We start from the raw sequence: 18,029 nt of genomic DNA on the forward strand, positions 1-18,029 counted from the left end.
CCAGCGCCACGACAGCCTGATGGGAGATGCGAGTGAAAGACGTTCCAGTAGAGAAAATAGCGGAGCTTCTGAACTACGACCCCGATACCGGGCTGTTCGTCAGGAAGCGCTACATCGTTGGCGGTGACAGCGCTGTAAAGCAGCGCCTCGACCATGATGGATACCTTCGAATAAACGTCGCAAAAGGAACCTTCAAGGCGCACAGGCTTGCTTGGGCCCTTCACTACGGAAGGTGGCCGGCTGGCGACGTTGACCATATCAACTGCGATCGCGCCGACAATCGAATTGCAAACCTTCGGGAGTGCAATAGGAGTCAGAACTGCCATAACAGCTCTTTGCGCCGCAATAACAAGTCTGGGGTAAAGGGCGTTTCGTGGTCTGGCCGTAGAAAGAAATGGCACGTTCAGGTTGCAGTTAATCGAAAGATCCACAACGGCGGTATGTATGCAGATATCGCCGAGGCGGAAGCAGTTGCCATTGCTTTAAGGGCTCGTCTCCATGGCGAGTTCTCGAATCACGGTTAACTGCCCGATCCTCTCTATGAGAGCGCATCGGGGTGTGATCTGCCTGGACGCAATCCGGGTTCCCGCTTCCAAAGGGCCGAGGGCTACCAGACCCAGTAGGCGATCACACCCCGATGCGCATGTATCAATCAGCGCTGTAGAAAATTTGAATTAGCCGGTTGTCCCTTCGGTCAAGAATTATGAACGCAGTAAATCTGACGAGGTAACAGCAATGACTATCCAAGCAGAGACACTCGTACAACTGACTGAGGCACTCCGGGAGCGCGGGCTGAAACTAGTTTCTGATGTCCACTTCATCCGTGCCCCGTATAGGAAAAATCACCGCTGGATCTGCTCAGTAGAGTAACGATCCATTTTGCTGACGGCCTGGCTCGATAGCCGGCCGTTGGCACCTCCTCGCAGCATCCCCTCCGCATTACCCCGACACCACTCGCATGCACTCCCCTCCGCGCCCAACGGCAACCAGAGGAGCGAATGAGTGCAGCCGAGTTTTGTTGAATCCATACCCGCCACCCTGGAGGCGACCATGCATCAAAGCACTCAATCACGACGCGACATTGTCGACGGGTTACGTCAGCGCTCCCGTATCGCCACGGCCGATTTCTACCGGCTAATTGGTCGTCCGGAGCCCGCGACTCCCTTTCGAATGGCGGTGAAGCCCGCCGGGCGCGGCTTCTTCCATGTGGTTGATACTCAGACCGACAAAGTGATGGGGTTCCGTCGTGATCATAACGAAGCCTGTGCTCTGGCTCGCCGCCTCGAAGGGAGTGAATCATGATTGAATTTCTCGACACGCCAGAGGGGCCTGACTGGCTCCATGATGCGATTAACGCACTGATCTGCGGCGATAACGTAACCGCGCCTCGTGCGCACGGCAAGTCAGTCGCTCTGGTCACTCCGCTGTCGTTGTGGGAAGCGGTGGCCGAACATCTCGGCGCACAGGACCACATTGCTCCGCTCCTCACCGACAATCGTGAATACCCTATCGAGCGATTGATCTGCACCATCATCGCCGACGGTCGCCGAGTACACGGGGCGGCACATGATCTTGCCTGCGAAGCACTGGGCCAGCCAAAAGGCAAGTACAGCCCAACCGCCTTGCACGATGTTGCTGAGGCGTTGATCAGACCGCACGCTAATGAATATGGGCGGACCCGCGCCGAGGAGCTAGCCGCTGACCGCGCCGCCGACTTGGCTGAACAGCGCAAGGCTGACGCAGCGTGACATAAGGTCGGCGCCACTGCTGGTCGAGTAACCCAATAACCAACACCTTCAACTGCTGCGAGCATCGCGGCAAGGAATCCCCATGTCCGCAGTAATGAAGCAGGACGACAACGTGCCCGCGCTGTCGGAGGCCGCGCTCGTAGAAGTGCTGAGCAGCAGCCTCTATCCCGGCGCCGAAAAGAACTCTGTAGTGATGGTGTTGGCTTACTGCCAGGCCGCTCACCTGGACCCAATGTTGAAGCCGGTGCACATCGTCCCGATCTGGAACTCGAAGACGAAAAAGATGCAGGACACGGTGATGCCGGGCATCGGCCTATATCGCATTCAGGCCGCGCGCACCGGGCAGTACGCCGGAATCAGCGAGCCTGAATATGGGCCTCCAGTAACTGCCAAGTTGAGCGGCGTAGAAGTAACGTATCCCGAATGGTGTCGCGTGACCGTCAAGCGGCAGATGAGCAACGGGCTTGTGGCCGAGTACACCGCAAACGAGCGCTGGCTTGAGAACTACGCGACAGCCAGCAAGGACACCGCAGCGCCCAACTCAATGTGGAAGCGCCGAGCATTTGCCCAGCTCGCCAAATGCGCCGAGGCGCAGGCGCTGCGCAAAGCATTCCCTGAAGTCGGATCGGCCCCAACGGCCGACGAGATGGAAGGCAAGGCATTCGAGGAGCCGGCGCGCGATGTCAGCCCACGACAGCAAGCCGAGCCTGAACCGGAAGCGCTGCCCGCCTACTCCGACGAACTGCTGACCGAGAACATCGTGAAGTGGCAGCCACTTATCGACTCGAACCGCACCAGCCCTGAACACCTCATTGCGACGATCAGCAGCAAGTACACGCTGAGCCCGGCGCAAATTGAAAAAATCACCAACCTCAAAGCCCTCGATGGAGATGCAGCATGAAAATTCACAACGTAGCTCAAGGCTCCGCCGAGTGGCTTGCCCTCCGTGCTCAGTATCGTACCGCCTCCGAAGCACCGGCAATGATGGGCGCCTCGAAGTACCAAACCCGGACCGATCTTCTGGCGGCTAAAAAGACCGGCATCACGCCGGACATCACGCCCTCTCAACAGTTTATCTTCGACAAGGGCCACGCCACTGAAGCCCTTGCTCGCCCGCTGACTGAGGCGTTGATCGGCGAAGAGCTGTATCCGATCGTTGCCACCGAGGGCAACCTGCTGGCCTCTATGGACGGCGCCACAATGCTCGGTGAGACCCTGTTTGAGCACAAGCTTTGGAATGAGTCAGTGGTTGCCCAGGTGAAAGCCGGTGAGCTGGAACCTCACTATTACTGGCAGCTTGAGCAGCAACTGCTGGTCAGCGGCGCTGAACGGGTGATCTTCGTTTGCTCGGACGGCACTGCGGAGAATTTCGTACACATGGAGTACCGGCCTGTCGCCGGGCGCGGAGCCCAGTTGCTCGAAGGCTGGAAACAGTTCGAAGCAGACCTGGCCAACTTCGAAGTCGCCAACGCTCCATCAATCGTAGTCGGCAAGGCACCTGATGAACTGCCAGCCCTGCGCATCGAACTGACCGGCATGGTCACCGCCAGCAACCTGAAGGTGTTTGAGGATTCGGCCCTTGCCGTCATCGACTCGGTGAAGACCACACTTTCCACTGACCAGGACTTCGCCGACGCCAAAAAAGCGGTCAAATGGTGCGGCGATGTTGAAGAGGCTGTCGCTGTCGCCAAGAAGCAGGCTCTGTCGCAGACTCAAAGCATCGATGAGCTCTTTTCGTCGCTGCATCGCATCAGTGCCCATGCCCGGGAGACCCGCCTGAAAGTCGACAAGCTGGTGAAGGCTCAAGAACTGCTGGTGAAGACCAACATTAAGCAAAAAGCCGAAATAGCACTGGCAGATCACATCGCTGCAATCAACAAGACTCTGGGCAAAGTCACACTGCCTCCTGTCGTTTCTGACTTCGTCGGCGCCATGAAGAACAAGCGGACCATCGCCAGCCTCCAGGACGCAGTAGATACCGAGCTGGCCCGGGCGAAGATTGACGCAAGTCAGGCAGCAGACAGCATTCGCTTAAACCTCACCAGTCTGGCGGAGCTCGCCGTCGATTACGCCTTCCTTTTCAACGATGTGCAGCAGCTGGTGACCAAGGCCAATGACGACCTGGTAACGCTGATCAAATTCCGAATCTCAGAACACCAGAAGGTGGAGCGAGAAAAGGCCGAAGCGAAGCGTATCGCCGAAGAGCGTGAAGCGGAACGCTTGGCGACCATCAAGCCAGAGCCGGTTATGGAGAAAACGGCGACACCAGAACCTGTACGCGCAGCGCCCATTCAAACAACGGCCCCCGTAGCCCAGGCCGCGAAACCAGTATCCGGCCAAGCGGTGGAGCAGGTAACGCTGCAGGCCAACGTGACGGACTTCGAGGCACTGATCAAAGCGGTGGCATATGGTCAGGCGCCGTCTACTGTCCTTTTGGTCAACTGGGAAGCGCTCGACGCGATGGTCGCAGCGCAGGGCTCTAAATTCAGCATGGCCGGGGTGACACTCGGCAAGGCGGCAGCATGATCAGCAACCACCTAAGCTTGGTCGAGCAGCTACAACCAGCACGCTACGAGCTGGCCGCACAGGTTGAGCAGTACCTGGCGGCCGGCGGCGAAATCGAAGTGGCCGAGCCCACCGGCTACAAGCCCAAGCCCATCACCTACAGCAACCAAATGCCTCCAGCTCCAAAGCCGTTCGTTCGGCGCCGGATAGAGGCGGCTCCCCTGCCCTGCATCCCTATCAATGAGCGCGCCGCAAAGCGCAACAAGCTCATCGAGAAGGTAGCTGAACTGGCTCCGACTCATACCCAAAGCGAAGTCGCTCAGATGCTCCACGTCTGCCGCAGGACGCTCTGCGGCATGACGAAAGACTTCGGGATCAAGTTCAAGCGGGCCGTACGTGGCGGCAACCAAGACCCTGATCGCCAGAAACTATTGGAAGAGCGCGACGCCCAGTTCGCCAAGCGCATCAGGGCATTTATGGAATTGGGAATAACCCGGCGCCAATGCTGCGGGAAGCTGGCGATCAGCAACAAGGCATTCGAGCGGATCATCGCTGCACACGGTATCGACTACCCCAAAGCACGCCAGGGCAAGACTTCATGCGCCGCATAGCCCGTACTCAGCAACGCAAACGTCAAACCTGGCTCGCAATGCCGGCCAGCGGAATAGAAGAGGTAGGCCATGGCTGTGACCCAGGAAGAACGAACGGCCAGGCTTGCCGAGAAGCGCCAGGAACTGGGCGAGCAGGAAATGCGGCACACGGTACCGTACGGCACCCGGCAGATGCTCGACGAGCTGATGCTCTGGCATGAGATAGAGGAAGTCAGCGAGGCAGTGCAGTTGCTGGTGCTGAATGGCCGGGTCGTGGATCTTCCGCCGGCGCCGCCAAAGATCAAAGGTCCTTCCGAAATCATCCGTCACTATTTCCGCCAGGGAATGCGGGACCGGCTGGCGGCTCTGACTGCGGAGATGGGCGAGACGAAAGACCGGGCAACCATCTGGCGACTGATCGCTCGTGCCCATTCACTGGGTGTCGAGAGTTCATCGCCACTGTTCGAAATTAAGCGCCACGTTTACGAGTTATCCGATAGCGTGGCGCGCAAATTACGGCAAGCAGGCTTCGCCGAGTCTCTCCAAATGACCGCCGAAGAAGACGAATAACCCAAAAAATCTGAGTAAAACCTTGGTCAGGCTCAGACCTTAGTCGACTGCGTGAAAGCCCATCCAAATGCGACCGCCGCGATGACTGGTCGAATCAGATCTGTCGCTGGCGCCATGCCGGTGAAAATTTGCAGGCTAGCAAATACGAAAACGACAACAGCAGCAAGGATGCCCAGCACGGAAATCCAGCGGAAATATCTTGGAAACATCTAATCACTCCCTTGAAAAGGACGCGATCATAATTGCAATACGCCACTACATCAATCTACTCGCTGCATCCGGTGGCCGCAGGGAGGCTCATGAAAGCCTAAGGAATGCTCACCGAGGATGTAACCTTCACCATGCGCCCTGGAATACCTGGCAACGTGTAAATCAGTGGCCCCGTCATGCTCTCCCCGTTTTGGCCAATCACCGCCCTAACCGAGTCCGGCTGTGTTGGCGGAAGAGCTGAGGCGACCTCGATTATCGCGGTGCCTGAAGGAACTGGGCCAGATCCCTCGGCACTAAACCTTCCTGTAGAAAATCTACCGTTGCTCACTTCGGCGCTCTGCATAGAGCCATAGCGTCCGAGAACCTTTACGGTAACCGACAGCCCAGTGCCATCCGGCAGGTTTGTTGTTCCGTGCACAATCGGATAGTTGCCGCCTTCAACCTGTATTTCAACTTCTGGCACAAGCGCCAGGGCAGGCAGAGGTGCTAGCACACACAGGAAAAGCAGTAACCGTTTCAATCTGAACCCCTCTTGAACCGGCTCCATGCCGGTCACCCGTAATACCGCATATCGATAAGGCTGCAGCGTCTCAATATTTATTTAAGAGGCAGCCCTAGCCACACGAGAAACGCAATTACTGCTACTACGATGACGCCGCTGGCGATTTGGACAACCAACTGCCTGTACCAAGGCTCCGGCAACAAGGCGGCATAATCATTAAGAGGTGGCGGCTTCTGCAGCGGGATAGAGACCCCCACCTTATAGTGTTTGAACTCCTCTCCAGCAGGTGGCGCTGTCTTGAGCGGAGTGGGATCTCTCGCCTGATAACGATTGAATTCCCCCCCAACAAACCTGTTTCCTTCTGGAAAATTTACACCGTCGCTCTCGGTCACAACTGCATTTTTGAAGCCCGACACTTTAACTCCAATAAAACTGTTGCCCTTGGCCCCAGGCCCCAGAACTATTCCTGTCGAGCCACGCCTCTTTTGATCTTCTTCGCTCATACGAAACTCCCAGTAAGCAACTCGCCACTATCTATTACCCCAAATCGAAGAATCACGCCAGCCGGCGAGGTATCCATGAAACTCAATTCTGACGTTGAGGCCCTGGTGGCTTCCGACGCGCTTTTTGTCGCCAATCATTCGGGCGGCAAGGACTCACAGGCCCAACTGATCAAGCTGCTAGAGGTGATACCCGCCAGCCAGCTGATCGTCGCCCATGCCTGCCTGGGTGATATGGAATGGCCCGGCGCGCTTGAGCTGGCGCGCGACCAGGCGGCAGCAGCATGCATCCCCTTCATAGTCGCCAGAGCATCCAAGACCCTGCTGGAAATGGTCGAGCGGCGTTTCGAAAGTCGCCCGGAGGTGCCGAGCTGGCCCTCCGCATCCACCAGGCAATGCACTAGCGACCTCAAGCGGGGCCCGATCCAGCGCGAAGTTCGCCGGTATGCCAAGGCCAACGGATACAAGGTGGTGGTCAACTGCCTGGGCCTGCGCGCCGAAGAATCCCCTGGGCGGGCCAAGCGCAAAGAGTTTGGCCGGATGGGCATCAGCAATTCGGTGCTGACCTGGTACGAGTGGCTGGTGGTGCACGACATGAAGACCGAAGAGGTGTTCAGCGCCATCGCCGCCGCCGGCCAGGCGCCCCACTATGCATATGCCCAGGGCAACGAGCGGCTCAGCTGTGTGTACTGCATGTTCGGCAGCAAGGGGGATCTGCGCAATGGTCGCCGGCATCACCCCGGCCTGCTGGCCCAGTACGACACCATGGAGAAGAAGACCGGCTACACGATGCACATGAGCCGCATCCCCTTGGTCGAGCTTTCTGCCTGACAGACTCAGTTTAATCAATCACGCCAGCCGACGAGGCAGGCGCACGCTTGGAGATAACCCATGCAAGCAGTCATATACGCTGGCCTGCGCAACGGCGAGCGCGATCAGCGAATCCACGATGCCCTGGTCTATAAGCACGTCGTAGAGGTCGCCAAGAAATTCCAGCTGGCACCGAGCACCATCCGCGCGGCGGCAAAACGCATTCAAAACGCTGTTGTGTTCGAGCTCTGTCTGCTAGGGGGGGGGCAGCCAATGCCTATTGGCAAAGTCGTCGCGGACTGTTTCAGGAAGGCGGCCCTTGGCGCCTACCGCAACTATCACGGCACCTTCCGCAACCTTGAGCTGCCGTGCTGGGTGATCACCGACGGCACCAACCGCATTGAGGTGATGGAACTTCGCAAGATCGACACCGGAGAAGCATCGCTTTAACTCCCTCACTCCACCGCCCGGGCATGGCCCGGCAAGGACTCACCATGCCTACAGAAAAACGCACACCAAAAAAATCCAAGGCCCAGCAGTTCGTCGAAAGCATGATCCGGTGCCGCGGCATAGAGTTCGCCAAGCTGGGCATGATGGTCGAGGTTGATGGTGACCTGGGGACCATTGTCGGGATGAACGGTTCAGCGAATCTCGACGTTCAATTCGCCAACCAGTTGCAGTACGGCAAGCACACGCATAACTGCCACCCAACCTGGAACGTGAAGTACTTCGACGCAGCAGGCAAGGTGATTGCCCATTTTGATGAGTGCAAGTGCGTGTTCAGACCAGTTCAGGAGGCCGCATGAAGCGCATCTACCTCAGCGGCCCCATGAGCGGAATGCCAGGGCTCAACTTCCCCACCTTCCACAGCATGACCGCCAGCCTGCGCGCCAGCGGCCATACCGTCACCAACCCTGCCGAGATCAACCCCGACGGCGGCACCTGGAACGACTGCATGCGCCGCGACATTGCCGCCCTGATGGACTGCCACACCGTGGCCACCCTGCCCGGCTGGGAGCATTCAAAGGGTGCCCGCCTGGAAGTCCTGATCGCCGAACGCCTCGGCATGACGGTTGTGAAAGCCCATGATCTGGTAACGAGGGAGCCTGTTGTCCGCACAGAACGGCAGGCGCTCATGCCGTTCATGCGGAAAGACGGTGGTGGTTGAGGATGGGACGGCGACAATGAATAGATCAGATTCGGGCGGCGCTATACGCACCGAAGCGGCTCGACTAGCAGGGAGCAGAGGCTTCAGCCAAATGTCGATATGACATGTCTATCAAGGCAAGGCTATCGCGAGCGCCAGTTTCGAGAATATCCAGAATGTATGCCCGAAACTCCCAAAGCAACTGAAAATCGTCTAACCCTCGCTCTGCTGCTTGGCAAGTATCGAAAAGCTCCGCAAACTGGGAATTGCGGCACAAGCGTCTATTGCCGTGGAAATCTACAGGCTCACTGAAAAAAGTTTCGCCCTCTGGGCTTATGAGTCGAAGAATCCACTTCATACACACCTCTTTTGCGCTGTAGTGACGACCTGCGAGATATTTCTATCTCAAGTAATTCCATTTTGCCACTACGCATCACTGAATATCCGATAAGAGGTATGGGAGCCCAACGATGTGCCTCTAGATACATGGGCTAGACCGCAAACGCGAGAAAGAGTACATCCGTACCCCACCTGCAAAACCTTTAACCCACCTTCAACATCAGCCCCTGAACAGCCGTTCAGACCGAGAAGTGGATCATTCAATGGCCGGAATTGACGAAGGTGTTCCACGCCTGGAAAGCATCGCGGTGGGCTTTGACAGCTTTGTCCCACTCCGTTCCCGAAACCTGCTTCGATATAACGAGCATCATCATCTTGTTAGTCGTTGCATCAAGCTCGACCAATAGCTCGTGGGATCGGAATCTAAAATCGTCCATACCGCTCATACAGTTCGCCTTGCGACAGATCTAGCCGGAGGCTCCGTGTTGTATCTGTCAAGCGGAAGACAGGCTGTACGAGCATACGTTTCAAAATGCAGATGACCGGCTAATGCTTCGACTGCTTTGACCCAGCCCTAGGTAGTTTCGCGGGCTTTTCGGTGAGAATTGGAGTTTGACTGCGAGGAGCATTTAACCTTGCCCGCTCCAGCCCCCAAGCAAGGGCTGAAGTCATAGTCTCGCCGGGCATTGAGTCGAACGCCTCTTCGAAAAGCATCTGCCCTTTCACAGCGTAGACGCCTAAAAACATTTGCGTTCTGCCCAGTAGAGACATTCGTACTTGGACGTTCAGCAGGGTGCCATCAGTTAGGCGTTCATCCACAGAGCGACAGTGAAGCGAAGGGTCTGCCCATCCCCAGTAAACATTGCCTCTATTTCTCATGTAAGCCGCTCTGAATTTAAGGTCGTGATTATGCGACTCGATGCAGTTCAGGCAAATAGTCATAAACGAATTTTTCTCTTACCACTCCCCCTTCAAAGTCAGCCGCTATAGCGGCAAGGACGAGACATGCCTATCGAAAAAATCGAAAAGGAGGCAGACCTCTGCGCGCTGTTCATCCAGGAGTTCAACGAGCTGCCAAGCTGGACGTGCTACCCCGAGGCCGCGGGCTTCGACGTGCTGGTCGTGCATGAAGACGGCCGGCAGATCGGCGTCGAGGCGAAGATGCAGCTGAACGCCAAGGTGGCGGACCAGATCCTGCCGTGTCGCGGCGAAGAATTGTACGGTCGTGCCGGCCCGGATTACCGGCTGGTGATCGTGAGCAAAATCACCGATGCCAGCAAAGGGATCGTGAGCAAAATCACCGATGCCAGCAAAGGGATCGTGAAGATGCTGGAACGCCTCGGCGTGAGAGTCCTCGTACCAAGGTCGAGCTGGACGCGCCGCGGTGACGCTTTCACTTTCAGCCTCGCTCATTCCCTGCTGGAGGTCAGCAATCACCAACCGTTTTATGACTGGTACATGTTCGACTGGAACCCGCCTGAGCGCTGCCAGGTACCGGTGCTGGTCACGAACTTGCCCGCCGGCGTTCCCTCTCCTGTTCGCCTGACACCGTGGAAAGAGTCGGCCTTGAAGGTGCTGGCCCAGCTCAGGCGCCAAGGGTTCATCACCGTCAAACAGATCGCCAGCCACGGCATCGGTGTCTCCGCGTGGACACAGGCGCCCGGGAGCAAGCCGGCGTGGCTGGTAAAGGGCGCCGTTCGCGGTACCTGGATCGAAACAGAACACATGCCGGCCTTCGACAAGCAGCACCCGGACGTGTACGCCCTGGCCGTCGAGATGCTCGCAGCCGAATCAACCAAAGAACTGGAGCTTCTCCAATGACCAATAGCAAGGAACGGCCGATCCTGTTCTCGGCGTCGATGGTGCGCGCCATCCTGGAGGATACAGCCTACCTTGCTATCGGCTATGGGAACTGCTCAGGGGTACACGGTGCACCATACAAGCCGTAGATCGGGATACCTAATCCGCATAGGTTATATGCACAATCAAGAGTTGCATTCCTACTGTGCCGTTGGAGTGCTTACTTCAGCCGGTCGGCCATCAAGTGCGGGCATCGGGTCGGTTATAACTCCCGTGAATATTGAAGCCCAAGCTTCGTAGGATTGCCTATGGAGTGCCACGGCATCATCCCATCGACTGCCCTCCACCTCACGAGAGACTACAAGCAGCATAAGGTGATTTGTAGCAGCATCGAGATCGAGTAAGACGTGATGGGCGGTGAAGCGGAAATCATCAATCGAAGGCATTTCGGCACACTTATTCGGGACCGAGCGGCGAGGTTTCGCCATTCGTAACGCGACATCAGTGTGACATCACCAGAGAATCCAGTTAGAAATTGCAGACGGCCGGTTACTTCAGTTGATGACTGTCGACCCAGCGCTCAGCAGTGAATATCGCCTCAGCCAGTGCATTCTGATAATCCCGCCACGGGCCCGATAGATCTGCAACCGTTTTGGCGTATCCGGGAATGTCACTGCTCTCAATGACATGCGCCGCAACCGGCGTCTCGTCGTTAGGCCTGTTCCAATCAAATTTCAAGAACAGCCGGTGATCGCGGTATTCGTGAGCAATAGGCGTATCCAAACTGTGCGGCATATCCCTCTCCTGTGGGCTTTCCCAAGCATAACTACAAGTTTCAACTATCCCGGTCGATTGCACCACTGACGCGAAAGGCCACTACCCCCTTTTTTTCAAAGCAGCCGCTCTAGCGGCCAGGACACTTCCATGTCAATAGCCGAACAGCTCAACGACGGTATCACCGGCGACAAAGTGCCCGAGGCACAAATGGCCGAAATACTCGGCACTACCCTCGCCGCCATGCGCTCCAAGCGCGCCCGCAATCAAATCCCGCTCGGCGTCTGGAACAAGCAAGGCAGCCGGGTCATGTACAGCATTAGGAGATACTACGAATGGCTCGAAAGCCAATGGGTTTGCCCGCAGGAATGGACCTCCACCACGGATCGATCCGCATCCGCTTTATGTGGAACGGCAGCCGGCGAAGTGAAACGCTCCCCTATCCCGCGACACAGAAAGGCATCAAATCAGCCTCACAGGTTGTTGATCAGGTAAAAAGCTTGATCAAGCTGGGGCTGCTCGACGACGACAAGTACGCCGAGCTTTTCCCAAGCTCGAACAACGTCGCCGGCGGGAAGATCAACTTCGGCGAGTACGCCCAGCTTTGGCTGGATAGCCGCGAGGTGGTGGCCGGCACGAAGGGTAACTACAAGGGAGCGCTGAACAGGTATTGGATGCCTGCCCTGGCCCTGGTGCGGATCGACCTGATCACCACCACCCTGCTCCGCCGGGTAATGGCCGCCAACGAGTGGAAGTCGCCGGGTGTTAAGCGCAACGCCATCTCGAAGCTGTCCACCATCTTGAATTCAGCAGTGTCCGAGGAGCTGATCCCGAAGAACCCGGCGGCAATCTTGGAGTTGCCCAAACGCAGCAAAAAGGAGATCGACCCTTTCACGCTGGAAGAAGCTGATCAGATCATCGCGAAGATGTACGAACATGATCACTGGCCCAGCACGATTTATGCGGCATTTTTTGAGTTTGTGTTTTTCACGGGGATGCGTCTATCTGAAGCCCTGGCGATGCGCTGGGATGCAGTAGACGAAGAGAAGAGGACGGCCCACGTCTGTCGAGGGATCGCCTTGGGTGAAGTGGTGGAGCGGACGAAAACAGGGGGAGACCGTTTCGTTTTACTGAATGACCGAGCCATGCACGCCCTGAAGTTTGCCAGGGACTATGCAAACCGTCGGAAAAGTGGAAAGGGCAAGATGCTAGAAACACCTTTCATTTTTCCGCCGTCTAAGAATTCGGAGTACGTGAAACAGACATCCGACCTGCACAAGCAGTGGATTCCGACCTTGAAGGCTCTGAACATCCGTCGTCGGCCGCCATACAACTGTCGTCACACCTATGCGACAATATGCATTATGTCTGGCATGAACCCCGCCTTCATCTCCCAGCAGCTCGGCCACAGCGTCCAGATGCTGCTCTCGACTTATGCGCGTTGGATCAACTCAAGCTCGGACTGGAGCGAAATGCAAAAGCTCCAGATTGGTCCCAAATTGGTCCCAGTTGAAATAAGCGCACCCTAAGCTATTGATAGGTAAAGTAATTGATCTCCACAGCTAACATCACCATGCAGTTCGGCGCCAAGCCGCTCTTCGAGAACGTCTCGGTCAAATTCGGCGCCGGCAACCGTTATGGTTTGATCGGTGCCAACGGTTGCGGCAAGTCGACCTTCATGAAAATCCTCGGCGGCGACCTCGATCCGTCCGGTGGCCAGGTCATGCTGGAGCCGAACGTACGCCTGGGCAAACTGCGCCAGGACCAGTTCGCCTACGAAGAATTCACCGTGCTCGACACCGTGATCATGGGCCACGAGGAACTGTGGAAGGTCAAGGCCGAACGTGACCGCATCTACTCGCTGCCGGAAATGAGCGAAGAAGACGGCATGGCCGTGGCCGAGCTGGAAACCGAATTCGCCGAGATGGACGGCTACACCGCCGAATCCCGCGCCGGTGAACTGCTGCTGGGCCTGGGGATTCCCCTGGAACAGCACTTCGGCCCGATGAGCGAAGTATCGCCAGGCTGGAAACTGCGGGTGTTGCTGGCCCAGGCGCTGTTCTCCGATCCGGAAGTGCTGCTGCTCGACGAACCGACCAACCACCTGGACATCAACACCATCCGCTGGCTGGAGAACATCCTGACCCAGCGCTCCAGCCTGATGATCATCATCTCTCACGACCGTCACTTCCTGAACAGCGTGTGCACGCATATGGCTGACCTGGACTACGGCGAGCTGCGCCTGTTCCCGGGCAACTACGACGAGTACATGACGGTGGCCACCCAGTCCCGCGAGCAGCTGCTGTCGGATAACGCCAAGAAGAAGGCGCAGATCTCCGAACTGCAATCTTTCGTCAGCCGCTTCTCGGCCAACGCCTCGAAAGCCAAGCAGGCCACGTCCCGCGCCAAGGCGATCGACAAGATCCAACTGGCCGAGGTCAAGCCGTCGAGCCGTGTGAGCCCGTTCATTCGTTTCGAGCAAAACAAAAAGCTGCACCGCCAGGCGGTCATCGTCGAAAACATGGCCAAAGGCTTCGACGGCAAGCCGCTGTTCAAGGACTTCAGCTTCCAGGTTGAAGCGGGCGAGCGCGTCGCGATCATCGGCCCGAACGGTATCGGCAAGACCACCCTGCTGCGTACCCTGGTCAACGAACTGACGCCGGATGCCGGCAGCATCAAGTGGACCGACGCAGCGGAACTGGGCTACTACGCCCAGGACCATGCCCATGATTTCGAAGACGACGTCACGCTGTTCGACTGGATGGGCCAGTGGACTCAGGGCGAGCAAATGATCCGTGGCACCTTGGGTCGCATGCTGTTCTCCAACGACGAGATCCAGAAGTCGGTGAAGGTGATTTCCGGTGGTGAGCAAGGTCGCATGCTGTTCGGCAAGCTGATCCTGCAAAAGCCGAACGTGTTGATCATGGACGAACCGACCAACCACCTGGACATGGAATCCATCGAAGCGCTGAACCTGGCGCTGGAAAACTACCCGGGCACGCTGATCTTCGTCAGCCACGACCGTGAATTCGTATCGTCCCTGGCCACCCGCATCATCGAGTTGAGCGCCACTGGCGTCATCGACTTCAGCGGCACCTATGACGACTACCTGCGCAGCCAGGGCGTGGTGTTTTAACCCCCGTAGTGAGCGGGCTTGCCCCGCGCTGGGTGGCGAAGCCGCCCCATCTGGGACGCTTCGGTCTTTCAGGAGGACCGAGGTGTCTGGATTTAGGGCGGCTGCGCCACCCAGCGCGGGGCGAGCCCGCTCACTACAACAGGCGCCGCATTCTTTCAGATAGAATGCGGCGTTTTTTATTGGGGTGAGCCCGCTCATCGCAGGGCTGAAGAATAGATAGGGTGCTTTCTTTTGTCCCGGGCCCTTGCCATGATGCATTCACCGCCCGCCCGCGAACGAGTGCCCATGTCCGACACCGCCCCTTCCTCCCTGTCGATCACCTTGCAGATCGTCTCCATCGTCTTCTACACCTTTATCGCGTTTATCTGCATCGGCCTGCCGATCGCGGTGATCCCTGGCTATGTGCATGAACAACTGGGCTTCAGCGCAGTCGTCGCCGGTATCACCATCGGCTCGCAGTACCTGGCCACCCTGCTCAGTCGCCCCATGGCTGGGCGTATGTCGGATAACGTGGGCACCAAACGCGCCATTGTGCTGGGGCTGGCCGGCATTTTCGTCAGTGGCGTGTTGACGCTTGTTGCCACATGGGTGCAGAGCATGCCCGCCCTGAGCCTGGGCATTCTGATCGCCGGCCGACTGTTGCTGGGCGTGGCCCAAGGTCTGATCGGCGTGGGCACCATCAGCTGGTGCATGGGGGCAGTAGGCGCCGAGCATACGGCCCGTTCGATTTCCTGGAATGGGATCGCGTCCTATGGCGCAATTGCTATCGGTGCGCCGTTGGGTGTGGTGATGGTGGCCGATTATGGCTATGCCAGCCTGGGCGTCGCCTTGTCGGTGCTGGCGGCGCTGGGGCTTTGGCTGATTCGCAACAAACCTTCAGTGCCCGTGGTGCGTGGCGAGCGATTACCGTTTTGGGCGGTGTTCGGTCGTATCGCACCGTTTGGCGCGAGCCTGTGCCTGGCATCGATCGGCTACGGCACGCTCACCACCTTTATCACCCTGTACTACCTCAACCGCGGCTGGGCGGGCGCGGCCTATTGTCTCACCGTGTTTGGCGTGTGCTTTATCCTGTCGCGCCTGGTGTTTATCTCCGCCATCAGCCGCTTCGGCGGCTTTCGGGCGGCCATCGCCTGCATGACCATCGAGACGCTGGGGCTGACACTGCTGTGGCTCGCGCCGTCCACCGGTGTCGCCTTGATTGGCGCAGGGCTGACCGGTTTCGGTTTGTCGCTGGTGTACCCGGCGCTGGGCGTGGAAGCCATCAAGCAAGTGCCCAACAGCAGCCGTGGCGCAGGCTTGAGCGCGTATGCGGTATTTTTTGACCTGGCCCTGGCGATTGCCGGCCCGCTGATGGGGGCCGTAGCGCTGAATCTCGGCTACGGCTGGATCTTTTTCTGCGCTGCGCTGCTATCGATCACGGCATTGGCCGTGACCTTGCAGCTCAAGCGCCGCGCCTACTGATCGGCGGTCTGCAAACCGGCGCGGGTCGCCTGGCCAAGGGTGTTCGTGAAAAAGCGCCCCGCCTCGGAAATCAGGTTGCGGTGAATCCCTTCGCGGTCGACGCCATCCGCATCGGTGCAGACGGCCGGCATCGCCATCTGTTGATCGCTGTCGCACGGCGCCATGAAGACGAAGTGCCCTGCCCCGGCCAATAGTTTGAAATCCGGTGGTTGCGGCAGTTTGCGCGCCAGGGCGGCAGCATTCTTGTCCACGGCCACCAGTTTGTCGCCATCGCCGCTATAGAGCAGCACCGGCACATGCACGTCCGCCAGCGTGTGGCGGCCAAACATCAGGCTCAGCGGGGCCATCAGCATTAACGCATGGATACGCGGGTCGGCTTGCGGTTGCAGGTCATCACGGTCCACCACCAGCTCTCCTTTGGTGGTGCAGGCATCACGGTCCTCCGGACGCTCCTGGCAATAGCGACGCAGGCGATCGAAGTCGGGCTTGGCACCGGCGAGGATCAACGCCGTCTCGCCCCCGGCCGAGTAACCGATGACACCTACCTGATCGACATTGACGAACGGCGACAGCATCGGTTCGTTCAAGGTCGCCGTAATCGCCGCAGAAATCTGGATAGGCCGGCCATACAAATTGCTGACGGTGCCCAGTCGGCTGTGATCCTTGTAGTTGTCGCCGGGATGCAGCACCGCCACCACCACAAAACCTTTGCGCGCCAGAGACGTGGCGAGGTCATGCAGGGCCAGCGGTGTGCCGGTATTGCCATGGGACAGCATCAGCATCGGGAAACGGCCGATGGCAACCCGCGCGTCCTCAGTGGCGGCAACGTCATACGGCCCCAGCCGAGTGATATGTTCAACGCCCAGGGCTGGGCCGCTGGAGGGATAGAACGCGATAGCCTTCATCGGCTGCGAATCCAGCGGGTCGAGAAACGTCATGCGATGAAAGCCCACACTCCAATGCGGATGCGGTGCAGGCGCGGCGTGCACTGAAACCAGGCCGCCGAGCAGAGAAAGAACCAAAACAGCACAAAGACGCATCATGGGGATGTCCACCTTTGCTGCATGAGAACCGACATGTCGAATTAAAAGTCCAGGTGATAAACCCACGAATGCATAACCTGGGCCAAATGAGTGACATCGGCAAAACGGAAAAACTCCGTACTCCATCGTTTTCGCACGATCAGAGTACAGAGTTTAGGCGCCCGGATTCAGATTGAAACCGAGCAAGCGGCAAATTTACACAAGCCTTACGCGGCGGCGAACAATTGTTCGTTGATGACTACGTTGGCGTCGTTCAGGGACTTGGTCCGGAACTCGTCACCGTAGGCCAGGCCGTGGGCGCGAACGAATTCAATGTCAGTGATGCCCAGGAAGCCCAGCAGCACTTTCAGATAGTCTTCGTGAGCAACACCCGTGGCCTGGCCGACATGCAGGCCGCCCGAGGTGGACACGATGATGACTTTCTTGTTGCCGCACAGGCCTTCAGGGCCGGCTTCGGTGTAGCGGAAAGTCTGGCCGGCCACCGCGATACGGTCGATCCAGGCTTTCAACTGGGTCGGAATAGTGAAGTTGTACATCGGCGCCGCCAGGACAATGGCATCGGCTGCCAGGAACTCGGCCAGGGTGGAAGCACTGAGGTCGGCTTCCTGCTTTTGTGCGGCACTGCGCTGATCGTCAGGTGTACCCAGTGCACCCAGGGTGGCGCCGGAAAAATGGTTGATCCCTTCGCTGGCCAGGTCACGGTAAGTCACTTCCACACCGGGTTCAGCCGCTTGCCACGCCTTGACCACGGCAGCACTGAGCTGACGGGAGGCCGAGTTGTCGCCGAGGATGCTGGAATCGATATGCAACAGTTTCATGCGGAATCTCCAAGTGAGGATCGCGGTGGGGCGACCAAGTGAGGTTAATCCTACACATGAAGCCAATACTCGATTA

General features: G+C 57.9%; 22 protein-coding genes. 15 read left to right on the forward strand and 7 right to left on the reverse strand.

Features of this window, described 5'->3' with window-relative positions; genetic code table 11:
* Window positions 1-32 precede the first annotated feature (32 nt).
* The 7 genes from MJP36_RS17720 to MJP36_RS17750 all read left to right on the forward strand — a co-directional run bounded on the left by MJP36_RS17720 (window position 33) and on the right by MJP36_RS17750 (window position 5,413).
* Window positions 33-524, forward strand: a complete 492-nt coding sequence (locus tag MJP36_RS17720; RefSeq protein WP_244383642.1) for an HNH endonuclease — start codon at window positions 33-35, stop codon at window positions 522-524.
* 478 nt (window positions 525-1,002) lie between these two features.
* Window positions 1,003-1,302, forward strand: a complete 300-nt coding sequence (locus tag MJP36_RS17725; protein WP_244383643.1) for a hypothetical protein — start codon at window positions 1,003-1,005, stop codon at window positions 1,300-1,302.
* On the forward strand, window positions 1,299-1,748 hold the full coding sequence (locus MJP36_RS17730; RefSeq protein WP_244383644.1) for a hypothetical protein: 450 nt from the start codon (window positions 1,299-1,301) through the stop codon (window positions 1,746-1,748). The genes MJP36_RS17725 and MJP36_RS17730 overlap by 4 nt, the downstream gene beginning before the upstream one ends.
* A 94-nt stretch (window positions 1,749-1,842) precedes the next feature.
* Window positions 1,843-2,649 carry a phage recombination protein Bet gene (gene bet / locus MJP36_RS17735; protein WP_244385639.1) on the forward strand — a complete coding sequence of 269 codons (807 nt, stop codon included), beginning with the start codon at window positions 1,843-1,845 and terminating at the stop codon, window positions 2,647-2,649.
* Complete coding sequence (locus tag MJP36_RS17740) at window positions 2,646-4,274, forward strand: YqaJ viral recombinase family protein (protein ID WP_244383645.1); 1,629 nt, start codon at window positions 2,646-2,648, stop codon at window positions 4,272-4,274. Before bet ends, MJP36_RS17740 begins: the two co-directional genes overlap by 4 nt.
* A complete protein-coding gene (locus MJP36_RS17745) occupies window positions 4,271-4,864 on the forward strand; it encodes a hypothetical protein (protein ID WP_244383646.1) in 594 nt (197 codons plus the stop codon). The genes MJP36_RS17740 and MJP36_RS17745 overlap by 4 nt, the downstream gene beginning before the upstream one ends.
* A gap of 69 nt (window positions 4,865-4,933) precedes the next feature.
* The gene (locus tag MJP36_RS17750; protein ID WP_244383647.1) at window positions 4,934-5,413 is read left to right on the forward strand and encodes a hypothetical protein; all 480 of its coding nucleotides are present in this window, start codon (window positions 4,934-4,936) and stop codon (window positions 5,411-5,413) included.
* A 32-nt stretch (window positions 5,414-5,445) separates the two neighbouring features.
* Here MJP36_RS17750 and MJP36_RS17755 read toward each other — a convergent pair whose 3' ends face one another.
* Together MJP36_RS17755 and MJP36_RS17760 are read right to left on the reverse strand one after the other, a co-directional pair.
* Entirely contained in the window at window positions 5,446-5,622 is a 177-nt protein-coding gene (locus MJP36_RS17755) for a hypothetical protein (RefSeq protein ID WP_244383648.1), read from the reverse strand.
* 598 nt (window positions 5,623-6,220) lie between these two features.
* Entirely contained in the window at window positions 6,221-6,628 is a 408-nt protein-coding gene (locus MJP36_RS17760) for a hypothetical protein (protein ID WP_244383649.1), read from the reverse strand.
* Between the two features lie 75 nt (window positions 6,629-6,703).
* Here MJP36_RS17760 and MJP36_RS17765 point away from each other — a divergent pair, with 75 nt between their 5' ends.
* From MJP36_RS17765 to MJP36_RS17780, 4 genes are read left to right on the forward strand one after another with little or no spacing between them, the layout of a single operon-like run.
* On the forward strand, window positions 6,704-7,456 hold the full coding sequence (locus tag MJP36_RS17765; protein WP_244383650.1) for an adenine nucleotide alpha hydrolase family protein: 753 nt from the start codon (window positions 6,704-6,706) through the stop codon (window positions 7,454-7,456).
* Between the two features lie 60 nt (window positions 7,457-7,516).
* Window positions 7,517-7,885: a hypothetical protein gene (locus MJP36_RS17770; RefSeq protein WP_244383651.1), complete on the forward strand. Its 369-nt coding sequence runs from the start codon at window positions 7,517-7,519 to the stop codon at window positions 7,883-7,885.
* A gap of 44 nt (window positions 7,886-7,929) precedes the next feature.
* Complete coding sequence (locus MJP36_RS17775; protein WP_244383652.1) at window positions 7,930-8,241, forward strand: hypothetical protein; 312 nt, start codon at window positions 7,930-7,932, stop codon at window positions 8,239-8,241.
* On the forward strand, window positions 8,238-8,603 hold the full coding sequence (locus MJP36_RS17780) for a DUF4406 domain-containing protein (RefSeq protein ID WP_244383653.1): 366 nt from the start codon (window positions 8,238-8,240) through the stop codon (window positions 8,601-8,603). Before MJP36_RS17775 ends, MJP36_RS17780 begins: the two co-directional genes overlap by 4 nt.
* 578 nt (window positions 8,604-9,181) lie before the next feature.
* Here MJP36_RS17780 and MJP36_RS17785 read toward each other — a convergent pair.
* Together MJP36_RS17785 and MJP36_RS17790 are read right to left on the reverse strand one after the other, a co-directional pair.
* Window positions 9,182-9,367, reverse strand: coding sequence for a hypothetical protein (locus MJP36_RS17785; RefSeq protein ID WP_244383654.1), 186 nt, complete (start codon window positions 9,365-9,367; stop codon window positions 9,182-9,184).
* A gap of 100 nt (window positions 9,368-9,467) precedes the next feature.
* Window positions 9,468-9,800 carry a hypothetical protein gene (locus tag MJP36_RS17790; protein ID WP_244385640.1) on the reverse strand — a complete coding sequence of 111 codons (333 nt, stop codon included), beginning with the start codon at window positions 9,798-9,800 and terminating at the stop codon, window positions 9,468-9,470.
* A 126-nt stretch (window positions 9,801-9,926) separates the two neighbouring features.
* Between MJP36_RS17790 and MJP36_RS17795 the strand changes: the two genes are divergently transcribed.
* Window positions 9,927-10,742: a hypothetical protein gene (locus MJP36_RS17795; protein WP_244383655.1), complete on the forward strand. Its 816-nt coding sequence runs from the start codon at window positions 9,927-9,929 to the stop codon at window positions 10,740-10,742.
* Window positions 10,743-11,270: 528 nt separating this feature from the next.
* Here the strand turns inward: MJP36_RS17795 and MJP36_RS17800 are convergent.
* Window positions 11,271-11,516, reverse strand: a complete 246-nt coding sequence (locus MJP36_RS17800) for a hypothetical protein (protein ID WP_244383656.1) — start codon at window positions 11,514-11,516, stop codon at window positions 11,271-11,273.
* 314 nt (window positions 11,517-11,830) lie between these two features.
* Between MJP36_RS17800 and MJP36_RS17805 the strand changes: the two genes are divergently transcribed.
* The 3 genes from MJP36_RS17805 (at window position 11,831) to MJP36_RS17815 (ending at window position 16,092) form a co-directional block, all read left to right on the forward strand.
* Window positions 11,831-13,024, forward strand: coding sequence for a tyrosine-type recombinase/integrase (locus tag MJP36_RS17805; protein ID WP_244383657.1), 1,194 nt, complete (start codon window positions 11,831-11,833; stop codon window positions 13,022-13,024).
* A 20-nt stretch (window positions 13,025-13,044) separates the two neighbouring features.
* Complete coding sequence (locus MJP36_RS17810) at window positions 13,045-14,631, forward strand: ABC-F family ATPase (protein ID WP_081086944.1); 1,587 nt, start codon at window positions 13,045-13,047, stop codon at window positions 14,629-14,631.
* 285 nt (window positions 14,632-14,916) lie between these two features.
* Complete coding sequence (locus tag MJP36_RS17815; RefSeq protein WP_060752802.1) at window positions 14,917-16,092, forward strand: MFS transporter; 1,176 nt, start codon at window positions 14,917-14,919, stop codon at window positions 16,090-16,092.
* Here the strand turns inward: MJP36_RS17815 and MJP36_RS17820 are convergent.
* Entirely contained in the window at window positions 16,086-17,135 is a 1,050-nt protein-coding gene (locus tag MJP36_RS17820; protein ID WP_090371272.1) for an alpha/beta hydrolase family protein, read from the reverse strand. The genes MJP36_RS17815 and MJP36_RS17820 overlap by 7 nt on opposite strands.
* Before the next feature lie 206 nt (window positions 17,136-17,341).
* A complete protein-coding gene (locus MJP36_RS17825) occupies window positions 17,342-17,953 on the reverse strand; it encodes an FMN-dependent NADH-azoreductase (RefSeq protein ID WP_090371274.1) in 612 nt (203 codons plus the stop codon).
* Between the last annotated feature and the right edge of the window lie 76 nt (window positions 17,954-18,029).

The sequence above is a fragment of the Pseudomonas palleroniana genome (assembly GCF_022836895.1).
GTDB lineage: Bacteria > Pseudomonadota > Gammaproteobacteria > Pseudomonadales > Pseudomonadaceae > Aquipseudomonas > Aquipseudomonas palleroniana.

Excerpts from the sequence above, each read along its gene's own strand:
- MJP36_RS17775 (WP_244383652.1), top strand. The coding sequence starts at position 7,930 with ATGCCTACAGAAAAACGCACACCAAAAAAATCCAAGGCCCAGCAGTTC.
- MJP36_RS17800 (WP_244383656.1), bottom strand. The coding sequence starts at position 11,516 with ATGCCGCACAGTTTGGATACGCCTATTGCTCACGAATACCGCGATCAC.
- MJP36_RS17765 (WP_244383650.1), top strand. The coding sequence starts at position 6,704 with ATGAAACTCAATTCTGACGTTGAGGCCCTGGTGGCTTCCGACGCGCTT.
- MJP36_RS17745 (WP_244383646.1), top strand. The coding sequence starts at position 4,271 with ATGATCAGCAACCACCTAAGCTTGGTCGAGCAGCTACAACCAGCACGC.
- MJP36_RS17770 (WP_244383651.1), top strand. The coding sequence starts at position 7,517 with ATGCAAGCAGTCATATACGCTGGCCTGCGCAACGGCGAGCGCGATCAG.
- bet (WP_244385639.1), top strand. The coding sequence starts at position 1,843 with ATGAAGCAGGACGACAACGTGCCCGCGCTGTCGGAGGCCGCGCTCGTA.
- MJP36_RS17795 (WP_244383655.1), top strand. The coding sequence starts at position 9,927 with ATGCCTATCGAAAAAATCGAAAAGGAGGCAGACCTCTGCGCGCTGTTC.
- MJP36_RS17780 (WP_244383653.1), top strand. The coding sequence starts at position 8,238 with ATGAAGCGCATCTACCTCAGCGGCCCCATGAGCGGAATGCCAGGGCTC.
- MJP36_RS17740 (WP_244383645.1), top strand. The coding sequence starts at position 2,646 with ATGAAAATTCACAACGTAGCTCAAGGCTCCGCCGAGTGGCTTGCCCTC.
- MJP36_RS17825 (WP_090371274.1), bottom strand. The coding sequence starts at position 17,953 with ATGAAACTGTTGCATATCGATTCCAGCATCCTCGGCGACAACTCGGCC.
- MJP36_RS17790 (WP_244385640.1), bottom strand. The coding sequence starts at position 9,800 with ATGAGAAATAGAGGCAATGTTTACTGGGGATGGGCAGACCCTTCGCTT.
- MJP36_RS17730 (WP_244383644.1), top strand. The coding sequence starts at position 1,299 with ATGATTGAATTTCTCGACACGCCAGAGGGGCCTGACTGGCTCCATGAT.
- MJP36_RS17750 (WP_244383647.1), top strand. The coding sequence starts at position 4,934 with ATGGCTGTGACCCAGGAAGAACGAACGGCCAGGCTTGCCGAGAAGCGC.
- MJP36_RS17820 (WP_090371272.1), bottom strand. The coding sequence starts at position 17,135 with ATGATGCGTCTTTGTGCTGTTTTGGTTCTTTCTCTGCTCGGCGGCCTG.
- MJP36_RS17815 (WP_060752802.1), top strand. The coding sequence starts at position 14,917 with ATGTCCGACACCGCCCCTTCCTCCCTGTCGATCACCTTGCAGATCGTC.
- MJP36_RS17805 (WP_244383657.1), top strand. The coding sequence starts at position 11,831 with ATGGCTCGAAAGCCAATGGGTTTGCCCGCAGGAATGGACCTCCACCAC.
- MJP36_RS17785 (WP_244383654.1), bottom strand. The coding sequence starts at position 9,367 with ATGAGCGGTATGGACGATTTTAGATTCCGATCCCACGAGCTATTGGTC.
- MJP36_RS17755 (WP_244383648.1), bottom strand. The coding sequence starts at position 5,622 with ATGTTTCCAAGATATTTCCGCTGGATTTCCGTGCTGGGCATCCTTGCT.
- MJP36_RS17760 (WP_244383649.1), bottom strand. The coding sequence starts at position 6,628 with ATGAGCGAAGAAGATCAAAAGAGGCGTGGCTCGACAGGAATAGTTCTG.